We start from the raw sequence: 15,781 nt of genomic DNA, 5'->3' as shown, positions 1-15,781 counted from the left end.
CGGCCATCACCGCAGCTCCGCCAGTATTTCGCAGGAGTAGACCAACGGCACCGCCCGGGCCCTCTTCCGCCGTACGGGTCTACGTGCGTAGCGTCATGCATGGCATGTTCACACCATGACATGCCGCCGGGGTCGCCCTGCGGCGCCCCCCGGGTCAGCAGATCCCCCCACTGAGGCCTCGGAGGCACGCAATGCCCGTGCACAGATCCGGCTCCAAGACGACCCGCCGCTCGCGCTTCGCGGCGGCCGGCACTCTGCTCGCAGCTCTCTCCCTCCTCATCGCCCTGCCCGGCGCGGCGAACGCGGCCGGCGGCGACCCCACCGCTCCCGCCCGCGGCACCGCCACCATGGGCATGGGCGTCATCGCCCACGACGGCAGGGGCGGTCTGCCCGTCGAAGGCCGCGCCGCCCAGACCGAGGGCGTCGACGTCAGCAGCCACCAGGGCAACGTCGCCTGGTCGACGCTGTGGAACAGCGGCGTCAAGTGGGCCTACACCAAGGCCACCGAGGGCACGTACTACACGAACCCCTACTTCGCCCAGCAGTACAACGGCTCGTACAACGTCGGGATGATCCGGGGTTCGTACCACTTCGCCACACCCGACACCACGAGCGGCGCCGTCCAGGCCAACTACTTCGTGGACCACGGGGGCGGCTGGTCCAAGGACGGCAAGACCCTGCCGGGCGTGCTCGACATCGAGTGGAACCCGTACGGCGCGCAGTGCTACGGGAAGTCCGCGGCCCAGATGGTCTCGTGGATCCGTGACTTCGTGAACACGTACAAGGCGCGCACCGGGCGGGACGCGGTCATCTACACCGCGACCAGCTGGTGGCAGTCCTGCACGGGCAACAACGCGAGCTTCGGCGCGACCAACCCGCTGTGGGTGGCCCGGTACAACAGCACGGTCGGCACGCTCCCGGCCGGCTGGGGCTTCTACACGATCTGGCAGTACACCTCGTCCGGCCCGACGGTGGGTGACCACAACCACTTCAACGGCGCCCTGGACCGCGTGCGGGCACTCGCCAACGGATAGCGGCGGCGGCTTTCAGGCCTGCGGAGCCCGGTGACGTACCCCGTCGCCGGGCTTCGTCGCGTCCACGCCCCTGACCAGGCGTTTCGCGGACGAGGCGGGAAACCGACCCCACTATGAACTCAGTGTATACACGAGAGGTATAGTCGCCGCTCCAGGTCGCACACCAGTGCGCCCGTTCACACGAGGGAGTGGCGCGCCGTGCCCAGTAAGAGGAAGCCGATCGGTACGGGGTTGGCCGTCGCCCTTGTGACCGCGCTCACGCTGACGCTGAGCGGTTGTTCGATGGACACCACCGCGCCCGGTTCGGCCCGCGCCGACGCCGCGTCGGACGCCAAGGGGTCGTTCGGGCCGGTGGACTGCCGGAAGGCCAAGTGCATAGCGCTGACCTTCGACGCGGGGCCGGGCGAGGACACGCCCCGTCTGCTGGACATCCTCAAGGAGAAGAAGGTCCACGCGACGTTCTTCCTGCTCGGCAAAAACCACGTGAAGAAGCACCCCGCCACCGTCCGCCGGCTCGCGGCCGAGGGGCACGAGATCGCCAACCACACCTGGTCGCACGAGATCCTCACGGACAAGAAGCCGGCCGAGATACGCGCCGAGCTGGAGAAGACGCAGAACGCGATAGCCGCGATCACCGGCAAGAAGCCCCGGCTGATGCGCCCGCCGCAGGGCCGCACCGACGACACCGTCTCCGGGATCAGCAAGGACCTCGGGCTGTCCCAGATCCTGTGGAGCGCGACCGCCAAGGACTACTCGACGACCGACTCCGCGCTGATCAGGAAGCGGATCCTGGACCAGGCCGGCAAGGACGGCATCATCCTGCTGCACGACATCTACAAGGGCACGGTGCCCGCGGTGCCCGGCATCATCGACGCGCTGAAGAAGGAGGGCTACACCTTCGTGACGGTCCCCCAGCTGATGGCTCCCGCCGAGCCGGTCCCGGGCACGATCTACCGCCCGTAGGACCCGCTCGTACGCGGAACGGCCCGCCTCCCCGCGTGGGGAAGGCGGGCCGCCCGTACCAGCCGTGATCGGCAGGACACTCCCTACGCCGCGGCCGGAATCCTGCGCTCCGCCGGGGCCGAGGCCGGGGCGAGGGCGATCTCCAGGACCTGGCGGACGTCGGTGACCGGGTGGACCTCCAGGGTCTCCAGCACCTCGGCCGGGACGTCGTCCAGGTCGGCCTCGTTCCGCTTGGGGATCACCACGGTGGTGATGCCCGCGCGGTGGGCGGCCAGCAGCTTCTGCTTCAGCCCGCCGATCGGCAGCACCCGCCCGGTCAGCGACACCTCACCGGTCATCGCCACGTCCGTGCGGACCAGCCGCCCGGAGAGCAGCGACGCCAGCGCCGTCGTCATCGTGATGCCGGCGCTCGGGCCGTCCTTGGGGACCGCGCCCGCCGGGAAGTGGATGTGCGCCCCGCGGTCCTTGAGGTCCGCGACCGGCAGCTCCAGCTCCGCGCCGTGCGACCGGAGGAAGCTCAGCGCGATCTGCGCCGACTCCTTCATGACGTCGCCGAGCTGACCGGTGAGGGTCAGTCCGGACGCCCCGGTCTCCGGGTCGGCCAGCGACGCCTCCACGAAGAGGACGTCCCCGCCGGCCCCGGTCACCGCGAGCCCGGTGGCCACGCCCGGCACCGCGGTGCGGCGCTCGGCCGGGTCCTGGGCGGACTCGGGCACGTGGTGCGGGCGGCCGATGAGACCACGCAGGTCGTCCGCGCCGACCGTGAACGGCAGCGCGCGGTCGCCCAGTTCGCTCTGGGCCGCGACCTTGCGCAGCAGCCGGGCGACGGCCCGCTCCAGGTTCCGTACACCGGCCTCGCGGGTGTACTCGCCGGCCAGCTTGCGCAGCGCCGGCTCGTCGAGCGCGACCTCGTCCTTCTCCAGGCCGGCCCGCTCCAGCTGGCGCGGGAGCAGGTGGTCGCGGGCGATGACGACCTTCTCGTCCTCGGTGTAGCCGTCGAGCCTGACCAGCTCCATGCGGTCGAGCAGCGCCTCCGGGATGGCCTCCAGGACGTTGGCGGTGGCCAGGAAGACGACGTCGCTGAGGTCGAGTTCGACCTCCAGGTAGTGGTCGCGGAAGGTGTGGTTCTGCGCGGGGTCGAGCACTTCGAGGAGGGCGGCGGCCGGGTCGCCCCGGAAGTCGGAGCCGACCTTGTCGATCTCGTCGAGCAGGACGACCGGGTTCATCGAACCGGCCTCCTTGACGGCGCGGACGATGCGTCCGGGCAGCGCGCCGACGTACGTACGCCGGTGGCCGCGGATCTCCGCCTCGTCCCGGACACCGCCGAGGGCGACGCGGACGAACTTGCGGCCCATGGCATGCGCCACGGACTCCCCGAGGGAGGTCTTGCCGACGCCGGGCGGGCCGACGAGGGCCAGCACCGCGCCCCCGCGCCGCCCGCCGACGACGCCCAGACCGCGGTCGGCCCGGCGCTTGCGCACCGCGAGGTACTCGGTGATGCGCTCCTTCACGTCCTGCAGGCCCGCGTGTTCGGCGTCCAGGATCTCCTGGGCGCCCTTGATGTCGTACGCGTCCTCGGTCCGCTCGGTCCAGGGCAGTTCGAGGACGGTGTCGAGCCAGGTCCTGATCCAGGAGCCCTCGGGGCTCTGGTCGGAGGCGCGCTCCAGCTTCTCGACCTCCTTGAGCGCGGCCTCACGGACGTGCTCGGGCAGGTCGGCGGCCTCGACGCGGGCCCGGTAGTCGTCGGACTCGTCCTCCGGATCACCGTTGAGCTCGGACAGTTCCTTGCGTACGGCGTCGAGCTGGCGCCGCAGCAGGAATTCGCGCTGCTGCTTGTCGACGCCCTCCTGGACGTCCTTGGCGATCGACTCGGCGACGTCCTGCTCGGCGAGATGTTCGCCAAGCCACTGGATGGCGAGCTTCAGCCGGGCGACCGGGTCGGTGGTCTCCAGCAGGCGCACCTTCTGGGCGGTGGTGAGGAAGGGGGAGTAACCGGAGTTGTCGGCGAGCGCGGAGACGCCCTCGATCTGCTGGACCCGGTCCACGACCTGCCAGGCGCCGCGTTTCTTCAGCCAGCTGGTGGCGAGCGCCTTGTACTCCTTGACCAGCTCGGCGACGGCCCCGGGCAGGGGGTCGGGGACGGTGTCGTCCACCCGGACCCCTTCCACCCAGAGCGCGGCGCCGGGCCCGCTGGTGCCCGCTCCGACGCGGACCCGGTCGCGGCCCCGGATGAGGGCGCCCGGATCGCCGTCGGAGAGCCGTCCGACCTGCTCCACGGTGCCGAGGACCCCGATCCCGGTGTACGTCCCGTCGATGCGCGGGACGAGCAGCACCTCGGGCTTGCCTCCGTCCTCCCGGGCCGCGGCCTGCGCGGCCTCCACGGCGGCGCGCACCTCGGTGTCCGACAGGTCGAGCGGCACCACCATTCCCGGCAGCACGACCTCGTCGTCGAGCGGCAGCACGGGCAGGGTGAGCGGTGTGACGGCGTTGGACTCAGTAGCCATGATCTCCCCTTCGGCAGTCAAGTTGAGCTATACCGACTCAATGCATGTGAGCCGCTCGATGTTCCCCAAGACCTGTTCGCTCTGAGCGATCAGGCGAAGCCACCCGGGGCGGGCGCTCCAAGGCCACTGTCAGTGGCGCCTGTCACGATGCGTGGAGATCGAGGAGATCGACTCGGCAGGGAGAGACATATGGGTACGTGGGACGTGGGCCCCTTCGACAACGACACCGCCGCCGACTGGTGCGGCGGCCTGGACGACGCCGCGCCGGACGCGCGCGAGGGCCTGGTGCGCGCCGCGCTCGCCGAGACGGTGGGCACCACGGACTACCTGGACTCGGACGTGGCGAACGAGGCGATAGCGGCGGCCGCCCTGGTCGCGGCGCAGTGCCCCGGCGGCGCGACCGCCGACTCCGCGTACGGCCCCGACGAGCCGCTTCCGGATCTGACCGGCCTGCGCGAACTCGCGCTCCGGGCCCTGGACCGGGTCCTCACGGAGCCGTCCGAGCCCCTGGAGCTCTGGGAGGAGACGGACGACGGGCCTTGGCATACGAGCGTCAACCGCCTGCGCGAGACCCTTATGCCCCGGGCCTGAGCGCCCCCGATATTCCGTGGAGCCCGCGCGCCGGGCCGGACAGGATGGCGGCATGACCGACTCCCCGCCCCCCGTGCAGGCCCTGATCGTCGTGGACGTCCAGAAGGACGGGGTGACCGGCGCCCGGGCCGTCCCCGCGGCCGGTGTGCTGCTGGACCGTACGGCCGGGCTGCTGGACCGGGCGCGGCGCGCCGGCGCGGTCGTCGTCCACCTCCAGAACGACGGCGGCCCCGGCGCGGGCGACGAGCCGCACACACCGGGCTGGGCACTGCACCTACCCGTCGAGCCGGGCCCCAGGGAGTCCGTGATCCGCAAGATCCGGGACGACGGCTTCGCGGACACGGACCTGGGCGCCGTCCTGACGGAGGCGGGCGTGGAGTCGCTCGCCGTCTGCGGGGTCATGTCGGAGATGTGCGTCCAGGCGACGGCCCGCACCGCCCTGGAGCTGGGCTACCGGGTCGTCCTCCCGCACGACGCCCACGCCACCCATGACGTCCCGGCCGCCCCCGGGGTCGCCGAGGCGGTGCCCGCGGCCGTCGTGTCCCGGGTCGCGGCCTGGGCGATCAGCGCGGACGCCGACGTCACGACGCCCGCGGCGGACGTACGGTTCACGGCCCCGCCGGGCTCGTAGCCGCGCTCCCCGCCCCGCACGAACTCGCTGGCCCCGCCCGTCCCGCCGCGACAGGATGGCGGGGTCACCGACCACGGCCACCGGAGATTGAGCGCCATGCCCCATACGTTCGGCCCCGACGCCGACGCCCCCGTCACCCTGGACCGCCGCGAGGGACCCTTCGGGGAGGTCGTCCTGCGCATACGCGGGGAGGACTTCGAGATCATCGCCAACGGGTGCTTCCTGATGGACACCTCGGACGGGCGGTCCGAGCGGCTGCTGATCGACGCGGCGCTGGACGCGCTGCCGGCCGGCCGGTCCGCGCCCTCCGTGCTCATCGGGGGACTCGGTGTCGGGTTCTCGCTCGCCCGGGCCGCCGCCGAGCCCCGGTGGGGCCGGATCGCGGTGGCGGAGCGGGAGGAGGCGATCGTGGACTGGCACCGGCAGGGGCCGCTGGACCGGATCTCGGGTCCCGCGCTCGCCGATCCCCGTACGGAGATCCTGACGACCGACCTCGTCGCACACCTGCGGACGACTACGGACCGTTACGACGCATTGTGTCTGGACATCGACAACGGGCCGGACTGGACGGTCACCGAGGACAACAACGACCTGTACTCCCCCGCCGGTCTGGCCGACTGCCGCGCGCGGCTCAACCCGGGCGGGGTCCTCGCCGTGTGGTCCGCACAACCGTCCGCCGCATTCGACCAGGCCCTACGGAATGCCGGGTTCCAGGAGGTAAGGGCGGAAGAAGTGGGCGTTGCCCGAGGTGTGCCCGACGTGGTCCATCTCGCAATCCGCAGGGACTGACATCCCCCCGCCGGGCATCGCGGATCCCCGGGCGCCCGGGGTCCGGCCCCCGCGAGCGCGACACTTCGCCGCCCCCGTACGCCCGCCGGGGCCGGACGGCCTTGCACCCTGCGTAGCCGGAAACCCTCCGCTGCCTCTACGCTGCTGACCGATAGCGGGATCACCCACGAAATTCACGAGCGAAAACCGTACGTCCGGGGGAGTGGCCTCCGTGAAAACGGGCAGGGGCGGGGCGATGGAACAGACACACACCACCCACAACGGCGTCGCGGCCACCCCGGGCGCGCAGCGCCGGGTGCTGGTGGTCGAGGACGACGCCACGATCGTCGACGCCATTTCCGCCCGGCTGCGGGCGGAGGGCTTTCTCGTGCAGACCGCTCTCGACGGCCCGGCGGCCGTGGACGCGGCCGAGGCATGGCAGCCGGACCTCATGGTCCTCGACATCATGCTGCCCGGCTTCGACGGCCTGGAGGTCTGCCGCCGCGTACAGGCCCAGCGGCCGGTGCCGGTGCTGATGCTGACCGCGCGGGACGACGAGACGGACATGCTCGTCGGGCTCGGGGTCGGCGCCGACGACTACATGACCAAGCCGTTCTCGATGCGTGAGCTGGCCGCCCGGGTGCACGTGCTGCTGCGCCGGGTGGAGCGGGCCGCGCTGGCCGCCGTGACGCCGCGCAGCGGCATACTGCGCCTCGGCGAGCTGGAGATCGACCACGCGCAGCGCCGGGTGCGGGTCCGCGCCGACGACGTGCACCTGACCCCGACCGAGTTCGACCTGCTGGTCTGCCTGGCGAACACGCCGCGCGCGGTGCTCTCCCGTGAGCAGCTGCTCGCGGAGGTCTGGGACTGGGCGGACGCCTCGGGCACCCGGACCGTGGACAGCCACATCAAGGCGCTGCGCCGGAAGATCGGCGCGGAGCGCATCCGTACCGTGCACGGCGTCGGCTACGCCCTGGAGACCCCCGCGCCATGACCTCGCCCGGACCGGGGCTGCGGCCGTTCTCGATCAAGGCCAAGCTGGGCACGCTGGTCGTGGTGTCGGTGTTCATCACGACCGGGCTGATCATGGTGGCCTTCCGCACGCGGACCGAGCTGCGGTTCATCACCGTGTTCTCGGTCATCGCGACCCTGCTGATCACCCAGTTCGTGGCGCACGGCCTGACCGCGCCGCTGGACGAGATGCGCGCGGTGGCCCGGTCGATCTCGCACGGGGACTACACCCGGCGGGTCAACGGGGCGGGCCGGCGCGACGAGCTCGGCGACCTGGCGCAGACCATCAACCTGATGGCCGACGACCTGGCGGCGGTGGACCGGCACCGCAAGGAGCTGGTGGCGAATGTCTCGCACGAGCTACGGACTCCCATCGCGGCGCTGAGAGCCGTCCTGGAGAACGTCGTGGACGGGGTGTCCTCGGCCGACCCGGAGACGATGCGGACCGCGCTGAAACAGACGGAGCGCCTGGGTCGGCTGGTGGAGACGCTGCTCGACCTGTCCCGGCTGGACAACGGCGTGGTGACGCTGAAGGCCAACCGCTTCGAGGTGTGGCCGTATCTGTCGGGGGTGCTGAAGGAGGCGAACCTCGCCGCCGCGCACCGCCGGCTCTCCTCCGGGTCCGGCAACCACTCCCGTACGGACGTGCACCTGCACCTGGACGTGTCGCCGCCGGAGCTGACCGCGCACGCGGACGCCGAGCGGCTGCACCAGGTGGTGGCCAATCTCATCGACAACGCCGTCAAGCACAGCCCGCCGCACGGCCGGGTCACGGTGCTGGCCCGGCGCGGCGCGCAGCCGGAGTCCCTGCACCTGGAGGTGGTCGACGAGGGCCCGGGCATCCCGGAGTCCGAGCGCCACCGGGTCTTCGAGCGTTTCAACCGGGGCGAGGTGGCCTCCCCGCACGGTCCGGGCAGCGACGGCGGTACGGGTCTGGGCCTGGCGATCGCGCGCTGGGCGGTGGATCTGCACGGCGGCCGGATCGGAGTGGCCGAATCTGCTCGCGGCTGCCGCATACGCGTCACCCTTCCGGGGATTCCTCAACCGCGAGGTTGACATAGGGTTCGAACCGGAAGGGCACGTTCTGCGTGTTCTCCTCAAGGGGTACGGTCCAGGGGGCCGCTGCGGCGGCCTCGCGTACCCGGAGTGAAGCGGAACCATGCTTGTTTCCCGCCATTTCCTGTGCCGAAACCCGGCTTCCGATGTGACTTGCACGACGAAGACCTCCCCGGCCTGCAAGGAACGGCCGGGGAGGCGTAGCCTTGATTCCCGCTGTCCATCACCTTGCGAAGCGGAAGAGGGCGGTCACCGCCGTGTCGTCTCAGTCCCCCAGTAACTCGAGCATCTCGACCGACCAGGCCGGCCCGGGCACCAACCCGGCCGCGGCTTTCGGCGCCAATGAGTGGCTCGTCGACGAGATCTACCAGCAGTACCTCCAGGACCCGAATTCGGTCGATCGCGCCTGGTGGGACTTCTTCGCCGACTACAAGCCGGGCAAGACCGGCACGGCGGACAAGCCCGTTCCCGGCGCCGCAGCCGCGGGGGCTGCAGCGCCCGCGGCCCCGGCCGCCCCCACCAGCGACACCGCCCCGGCCGCGCCGGCGCAGCCCGCGGCCCAGGCCCCGGCAGCGCCCGCCGCCCCGGCACAGGCCGCCCCGGCCGCTCCCGCCGCCCCGAAGGCCCCGGCGCAGGCCGCCCCGGCTCCGGCCGCGAAGGCCCCCGCCGCCAAGGCCCCGGCCGCGAAGGCCCCCGCCGCCAAGGCCCCGGCCGCGAAGGCCAAGGCCGCCGCGGACACCGAGGCCCCGGGCGGTCCCGAGTACGTGACGCTGCGCGGCCCGTCCGCCGCGGTCGCGAAGAACATGAACGCCTCCCTGGAGCTGCCCACGGCCACGTCCGTGCGCGCCGTCCCGGTGAAGCTGCTCTTCGACAACCGCATCGTCATCAACAACCACCTCAAGCGCGCCCGCGGCGGGAAGATCTCCTTCACGCACCTCATCGGGTACGCGATGGTGCAGGCGCTCAAGGCCATGCCGGCCATGAACTACTCCTTCACGGAGAAGGACGGCAAGCCGACCCTCGTCAAGCCGGAGCACGTCAACCTCGGCCTCGCCATCGACCTGGTGAAGCCGAACGGCGACCGCCAGTTGGTCGTCGCGGCCATCAAGAAGGCCGAGACGCTCAACTTCTTCGAGTTCTGGCAGGCCTACGAGGACATCGTCCGCCGCGCCCGCAACGGCAAGCTCGGCATGGACGACTTCACCGGCGTCACCGCCTCGCTGACCAACCCCGGCGGCATCGGCACCGTCCACTCCGTGCCCCGCCTGATGCCCGGACAGGGCCTCATCATGGGCGTCGGTGCGATGGACTACCCCGCCGAGTTCCAGGGCACCTCGCAGGACACCCTGAACAAGCTGGGCATCTCCAAGGTCATGACCCTGACCTCGACGTACGACCACCGCGTCATCCAGGGCGCCGCCTCCGGCGAGTTCCTGCGCATCCTCTCCCAGCTGCTGCTCGGCGAGAACGAGTTCTACGACGAGATCTTCAAGGCGCTGCGCATCCCCTACGAGCCGGTCCGCTGGCTCAAGGACATCGACGCCTCGCACGACGACGACGTCACCAAGGCCGCGCGGGTCTTCGAGCTGATCCACTCCTACCGGGTCCGCGGCCACGTCATGGCCGACACCGACCCGCTGGAGTACCACCAGCGCAAGCACCCCGACCTGGACATCACCGAGCACGGCCTCACCCTGTGGGACCTGGAGCGGGACTTCGCGGTCGGCGGGTTCGCCGGCAAGTCGATGATGAAGCTCCGCGACATCCTCGGCGTGCTGCGCGAGTCGTACTGCCGCACCACCGGCATCGAGTTCATGCACATCCAGGACCCGAAGCAGCGCAAGTGGCTCCAGGACCGGGTGGAGCGCCCGCGCCCCAAGCCCGAGCGCGAGGAGCAGCTGCGCATCCTGCGCCGGCTCAACGCCGCCGAGGCGTTCGAGACGTTCCTGCAGACCAAGTACGTCGGCCAGAAGCGGTTCTCGCTGGAGGGCGGCGAGTCCGTCATCCCGTTGCTCGACGCGGTCATCGACTCCGCCGCCGAGGCCCGCCTCGACGAGGTCGTCATCGGCATGGCCCACCGCGGCCGCCTGAACGTCCTCGCGAACATCGTGGGCAAGTCGTACGCCCAGATCTTCCGCGAGTTCGAGGGCAACCTCGACCCGCGCTCGATGCACGGCTCCGGCGACGTCAAGTACCACCTGGGCGCCGAGGGCACCTTCACCGGTCTGGACGGCGAGCAGATCAAGGTCTCGCTGGCCGCCAACCCCTCGCACCTGGAGGCGGTCGACCCGGTCCTGGAGGGCATCGCCCGCGCCAAGCAGGACATCATCAACAAGGGCGGCACGGACTTCACCGTCCTGCCCGTCGCCCTGCACGGCGACGCGGCCTTCGCGGGCCAGGGCGTCGTCGCCGAGACGCTCAACATGTCGCAGCTGCGCGGCTACCGCACCGGTGGCACCGTGCACGTGGTGATCAACAACCAGGTCGGCTTCACCGCCGCCCCGGAGTCCTCGCGCTCCTCGATGTACGCCACCGACGTGGCGCGCATGATCGAGGCGCCGATCATCCACGTCAACGGCGACGACCCCGAGGCCGTCGTCCGGGTGGCCCGGCTCGCCTTCGAGTTCCGCCAGGCGTTCAACAAGGACGTCGTGATCGACCTCATCTGCTACCGCCGCCGCGGTCACAACGAGGGCGACAACCCGGAGTTCACCAACCCGCAGATGTACACGCTGATCGACAAGAAGCGCTCGGTGCGCAAGCTCTACACCGAGTCCCTGATCGGTCGCGGCGACATCACCCTGGAAGAGGCGGAGCAGGCGCTCCAGGACTTCCAGGGCCAGCTGGAGAAGGTCTTCGCCGAGGTCCGCGAGGCCACCTCGCAGCCGGCGCAGCCGCACGTCTCCGACCCGCAGGCCCACTTCCCGGTCGCCGTGAACACCGCGGTCTCCGCCGAGGTCGTCAAGCGGATCGCCGAGTCCCAGGTCAACATCCCCGAGTCGATCACCGTGCACCCGCGCCTGATGCCGCAGATGCAGCGCCGTGCCGCCTCGGTGGAGAACGGCACGATCGACTGGGGCATGGGCGAGACCCTGGCCATCGGTTCGCTGCTGATGGAGGGCACCCCGGTCCGGCTCGCCGGCCAGGACAGCCGCCGCGGCACCTTCGGCCAGCGCCACGCGGTGCTGGTGGACCAGGTCACGGGCGAGGACTACACCCCGCTCCTCTACCTGACGGACGAGCAGGCCCGTTACAACGTCTACGACTCGCTCCTCAGCGAGTACGCGGCGATGGGCTTCGAGTACGGCTACTCGCTGGCCCGTCCGGAGTCGCTGGTCATCTGGGAGGCCCAGTTCGGTGACTTCGTCAACGGCGCGCAGACCGTCGTCGACGAGTTCATCTCCTCGGCCGAGCAGAAGTGGGGCCAGACCTCCGGCGTCACGCTGCTCCTGCCGCACGGCTACGAGGGCCAGGGCCCGGACCACTCGTCCGCGCGCCCGGAGCGCTTCCTCCAGATGTGCGCTCAGGACAACATGACGGTCGCGATGCCGACCCTGCCGTCGAACTACTTCCACCTCCTGCGGTGGCAGGTGCACAACCCGCACCACAAGCCGCTGATCGTCTTCACCCCGAAGTCGATGCTCCGCCTCAAGGCGGCCGCGTCGAAGGTGGAGGAGTTCACGACCGGCGGCTTCCGCCCGGTCATCGGCGACGACACGGTCGAGCCGAGCGCGGTCCGCAAGGTCGTCTTCTGCGCCGGCAAGGTCTACTACGACCTTGAGGCCGAGCGCCAGAAGCGTGGCGACACGGAGACCGCGATCATCCGCCTGGAGCGCCTGTACCCGCTGCCGGGTGCCGAGATCCAGGCCGAGATCGCCAAGTACCCGAACGCGGCGAAGTACCTGTGGGCCCAGGAGGAGCCGGCCAACCAGGGCGCCTGGCCGTTCATCGCCCTGAACCTGATCGACCACCTGGACCTGGCCGTCGGCGCGGACGTGCCGCACGGCGAGCGCCTGCGCCGCATCTCGCGCCCGCGCGGCTCGTCCCCGGCGGTCGGCTCGGCCAAGCGCCACCAGGCGGAGCAGACCCAGCTGGTCGAGGAGGTCTTCGAGGCCTGACCGGCGGCGTCGCACGAACCAGGGGCCCGTCCCGCGAGGTGATCGCGGGACGGGCCCCTGGGCGTGGGCGAGGCGGTTCAGGTGGTCAGCGGCTCGAAGTCCCAGTAAGGGCGGTTGCGGGAGCGGGCCGAGACGGTGTGGACGTGCTGAGCGCCGAGGGTTGCCGCCAGGTCTTCCAGGGCCTCGTTCTCGATCTTCTCGGCCTTCTGCCGGTCGCGGAGACCGCGCAGGTCGGCGGCGTGGGCGATACGGGCGGACAGTGTCAGCGGGTGGGTCCGGCCCAGGACCTCCACGGCGCGGGTGATGACGGAGTCCGTCAGCGCGGCCGCACCCTCGGGGTCGCCCACGAGGTTCCGCAGCGCCGAGGCGTTGATGCCGCAGCCCAGCGTCCACGGATGGTGCTCGCCGACGGCCCGCGTCATGCCGGCCAGCGCTTCCTCCAACAGCACGTGGGCGTGCTCCCGCTCCCCCACGTTACGCAGGATCAAGGCGTGGTTGGACCGTGTGCCCGCCGAGTACGGGTGGTCCTCGCCGAGCATGTCCGCGTACCCGTTCACGACCTTCTCGCTTATGGCCCTCGCCTGGTCGATGTTGCCGTGCTCGCGGGCGAAACAGCTCTGGCCGGCCGCGAACATCATCGTCAACGGGTCGCTCTCACCCAGCACGCGTTCCCCTCGCTCCAGGACGCGGGTGAACAGGGCGGCGGCCTTGGCGCGTTCGCCGTCGCGGTAGTGGCACAGCGCGAGGTTGTGCTCGGCGCACAAGGTCTGCGGGTTGTCCGGCCCCAGGACACGCCGGTGCACCTGGGCGCTCTGGTTCTGGAGGGAGAACGCCTCGTTGTAACGGCCGAGGAGGCGCAGGTCGATGGAGTAGCTGATCTCGGAGGACAGGGTCCAGGCGTGCCGCTGGCGCAGCAACTGGCGGCGTGCGTCCAGAGTGCGCCCGTCGAGTTCGAGGGAATCCCGGTACCGGCCCAGCAGCCGAAGCGTCACGGCCAGGTTGTTCTGCGCGTTGAGCGTGCGCGAGTCCTGGTCGCCGAGCAGGTCGTGGTAGCCGGCCAGGAGCCGCTGGGAGAGCTCCAGCGCCTCGTCGTAGCGACCGAGGCCGCGCAGGTCGGCGGCCAGTCCGCCGGAGGCGCGCAGGTGTTCCAGATCCTGGGTGCCGCGCTCGGCGCGCAGATGCTCCACCGCCGCGCGTTCGATGGCCTCGGTGGCCGCGTAGTCACCGACGGCCCTCAGCAGGTTGGCGTAGTGGTAGCTGAGGTCCCAGACCCTGGGGTGGTCCTCGCCGAACAGCTCCCGCCAGGCGGCCATGGCGCGTTCGCCGAGCTTGATGCCGGCCCGGTACTCGCCCGAGAGGTACATGTAGCGCAGGCAGTTGAGCACCAGGGTCTGCACCGCCGGGTCGGTGCTCTTCAGCACGTCGGCCCACTTCAGGTGCGGGGTGATCTCGGCGTACGCGGGCCACAGACGGGTGTCGGTGGGGCGTCCCGGATCGGCCGCCGCCAGGGCGCGCCGGACGACGTCGATGAACTCCTCGCGGTTCTCCTCCGTCATGTCGTGCCCGATGATCTGGTGGACCATGCGGTGCATGTAGATGGACTCCCCGGAGGATGCCGCATCGATGCCCGATTCATGGGATTCCAGCCGGACCACGGAGTACTGACGGAGCTGGTTGATCGCCTTGTTCCACAGCAGGGGGTCGCTCATCAGCCCGGAGACCTGTTCCGGCAGGTCCCCCGGCGGCATCTCCTTCAGGAGCCGTACGGGGATGGAGCCGGGTGCGAAGAAACTGCAGAGGCGCAGCAGGTCGACGGACTCGGGGACGGTGTCCCTGAGCTTGTTCAGCAGTATCGACCAGGCGGTCTGGAAGGCGAGCGGGAAGTCCGCGGACACCTTGACGACGTCCTGGTCGATTCCGCCTTCGAGGAGTTCGATGTACTCCTCCACCGACAGGTCCGAGTCGTTGAGCCAGCCGGCGGTCTGGTCGAGGAGCAGCGGCAGGTCTTCGAGTGCCTCGGCGAGCTGGTCGGCCTCCGCCGGGCTCAGGCGCGGCGCCCGGCGGCGGATGAAGGCCACGGACTCGTCGCGCCGGTAGACGGGCACCTCGACGAGGTTGCTGTTGTGCTCGCTCCACTCGGGGTTGCGGGAGGTGATGAGGACGTGTCCCGGGCCGGTGGGCACCAGGTCCCAGATCTGCTCGGGTTCGTCGGCGCCGTCCAGGATCAGCAGCCAGTGGGCGTGCGGGTCGCCCCGGCGCAGCGAGTCGCGTACGGCACGCAGCCGTTCGCCGTATTCGGCGCCGGTGGACAGGCCCAGTTCGGGCGCGAGTTCGGCGAGCTTCTGCCGGTAGAGCGCGCGCCGGTCGGCGGGCACCCACCAGACCACGTCGTACTCGGAGCCGAAGCGGTAGACGTACTCCGCGGCCAGTTGCGTCTTGCCGACGCCGGACATGCCGTGCAGGGTCACGACCCCCGCGCCCGACCCCGACTCCTGGAGCGCCCGGTAGGTGTCGGTGAGCAGCTGCTCCCGGCCGGTGAACCGGATGTTGCGGCGCGGCACCCCGCCCCACACCTGCGGGGTGTCGGACGGGAACCGCGGCCCCGACGAGGTGCCCTCGGGCAGCGGGTCGGTGGGCAGTCCGAGACGTACGAGGAGCCGCCGCTCCGCCTCCTCGGCGCCGACGTTGGTGAGGTCGGCCGCGCCGAATGCGGATGTGGCTCCGGGGAGCGCGGAGGTGGTGACGCAGACGGCGGCGAACCGGTCGGGGTCCGGGGCGACTTCGGAGCGCAGCGCCCGGTTCCACTCGTCGTGGCTCCGGGGGCCGAGCTGGAAGTACCAGTCACTGAGGACCACCAGGACCCGTCCGCGCGCCAGCGTCAGGTCGCGCAGCGCCTCCTCCAGCGGGACCGAGACCGGCGGGTCCCAGCGCTGCTGGACGACCGTCACCCCGCGCCGCTCCAGACGGTCCGCGATCCACGCCGCCCAGGCGCGGTTGAAGCCGGCGAAACTGATCGTGACGGTGTTCGCCCCGGCTACTCCAACTGGCTTACGCGTTCCGGGCATTCAGCCGTCTCCCTGCCTCGATACGAGCCTTGTCAACATA

The 15,781-nt window shown here is 71.0% G+C and carries 10 protein-coding genes; 8 read left to right on the top strand and 2 right to left on the bottom strand.

The window, feature by feature from the left end:
- Positions 1-191 precede the first annotated feature (191 nt).
- A complete protein-coding gene (locus OG242_RS22545; protein ID WP_405899873.1) occupies positions 192-1,034 on the top strand; it encodes a lysozyme in 843 nt (280 codons plus the stop codon).
- 282 nt (positions 1,035-1,316) lie between these two features.
- Positions 1,317-1,997, top strand: a complete 681-nt coding sequence (locus OG242_RS22540; RefSeq protein ID WP_405901699.1) for a polysaccharide deacetylase family protein — start codon at positions 1,317-1,319, stop codon at positions 1,995-1,997.
- Positions 1,998-2,080: 83 nt separating this feature from the next.
- Here OG242_RS22540 and lon read toward each other — a convergent pair whose 3' ends face one another.
- Positions 2,081-4,501, bottom strand: a complete 2,421-nt coding sequence (gene lon / locus OG242_RS22535) for an endopeptidase La (RefSeq protein WP_405899872.1) — start codon at positions 4,499-4,501, stop codon at positions 2,081-2,083.
- A 189-nt stretch (positions 4,502-4,690) separates the two neighbouring features.
- Between lon and OG242_RS22530 the strand changes: the two genes are divergently transcribed.
- From OG242_RS22530 to OG242_RS22505, 6 genes are all read left to right on the top strand, one after another.
- Positions 4,691-5,092: a DUF4259 domain-containing protein gene (locus OG242_RS22530; RefSeq protein WP_405899871.1), complete on the top strand. Its 402-nt coding sequence runs from the start codon at positions 4,691-4,693 to the stop codon at positions 5,090-5,092.
- Positions 5,093-5,144: 52 nt separating this feature from the next.
- Entirely contained in the window at positions 5,145-5,723 is a 579-nt protein-coding gene (locus tag OG242_RS22525; protein ID WP_405899870.1) for a cysteine hydrolase family protein, read from the top strand.
- Between the two features lie 96 nt (positions 5,724-5,819).
- Positions 5,820-6,512: a spermidine synthase gene (locus tag OG242_RS22520; RefSeq protein WP_405899869.1), complete on the top strand. Its 693-nt coding sequence runs from the start codon at positions 5,820-5,822 to the stop codon at positions 6,510-6,512.
- A 235-nt stretch (positions 6,513-6,747) separates the two neighbouring features.
- Positions 6,748-7,485, top strand: coding sequence for a response regulator transcription factor (locus OG242_RS22515; RefSeq protein ID WP_014154105.1), 738 nt, complete (start codon positions 6,748-6,750; stop codon positions 7,483-7,485).
- A complete protein-coding gene (locus OG242_RS22510) occupies positions 7,482-8,558 on the top strand; it encodes an ATP-binding protein (RefSeq protein ID WP_405899868.1) in 1,077 nt (358 codons plus the stop codon). The genes OG242_RS22515 and OG242_RS22510 overlap by 4 nt, the downstream gene beginning before the upstream one ends.
- Positions 8,559-8,815: 257 nt before the next feature.
- Entirely contained in the window at positions 8,816-12,676 is a 3,861-nt protein-coding gene (locus OG242_RS22505) for a multifunctional oxoglutarate decarboxylase/oxoglutarate dehydrogenase thiamine pyrophosphate-binding subunit/dihydrolipoyllysine-residue succinyltransferase subunit (RefSeq protein ID WP_405899867.1), read from the top strand.
- A gap of 77 nt (positions 12,677-12,753) precedes the next feature.
- Here the strand turns inward: OG242_RS22505 and fxsT are convergent, their stop codons facing one another.
- On the bottom strand, positions 12,754-15,741 hold the full coding sequence (gene fxsT, locus OG242_RS22500) for an FxSxx-COOH system tetratricopeptide repeat protein (protein ID WP_405899866.1): 2,988 nt from the start codon (positions 15,739-15,741) through the stop codon (positions 12,754-12,756).
- Between the last annotated feature and the right edge of the window lie 40 nt (positions 15,742-15,781).

Source organism: Streptomyces sp. NBC_00727, from assembly GCF_045161745.1.
Classification (GTDB): Bacteria; Actinomycetota; Actinomycetes; order Streptomycetales; family Streptomycetaceae; genus Streptomyces.
The sequence above is the reverse complement of the archived record's forward strand: the minus strand, read 5'-3'. Positions and strand labels throughout refer to the sequence as shown.

Bases quoted from the DNA above. Each gene is read 5' to 3' on its own strand.
- OG242_RS22545 (WP_405899873.1), top strand. From the start codon at position 192: ATGCCCGTGCACAGATCCGGCTCCAAGACGACCCGCCGCTCGCGCTTC.
- OG242_RS22540 (WP_405901699.1), top strand. From the start codon at position 1,317: ATGGACACCACCGCGCCCGGTTCGGCCCGCGCCGACGCCGCGTCGGAC.
- lon (WP_405899872.1), bottom strand. From the start codon at position 4,501: ATGGCTACTGAGTCCAACGCCGTCACACCGCTCACCCTGCCCGTGCTG.
- OG242_RS22530 (WP_405899871.1), top strand. From the start codon at position 4,691: ATGGGTACGTGGGACGTGGGCCCCTTCGACAACGACACCGCCGCCGAC.
- OG242_RS22525 (WP_405899870.1), top strand. From the start codon at position 5,145: ATGACCGACTCCCCGCCCCCCGTGCAGGCCCTGATCGTCGTGGACGTC.
- OG242_RS22520 (WP_405899869.1), top strand. From the start codon at position 5,820: ATGCCCCATACGTTCGGCCCCGACGCCGACGCCCCCGTCACCCTGGAC.
- OG242_RS22515 (WP_014154105.1), top strand. From the start codon at position 6,748: ATGGAACAGACACACACCACCCACAACGGCGTCGCGGCCACCCCGGGC.
- OG242_RS22510 (WP_405899868.1), top strand. From the start codon at position 7,482: ATGACCTCGCCCGGACCGGGGCTGCGGCCGTTCTCGATCAAGGCCAAG.
- fxsT (WP_405899866.1), bottom strand. From the start codon at position 15,741: ATGCCCGGAACGCGTAAGCCAGTTGGAGTAGCCGGGGCGAACACCGTC.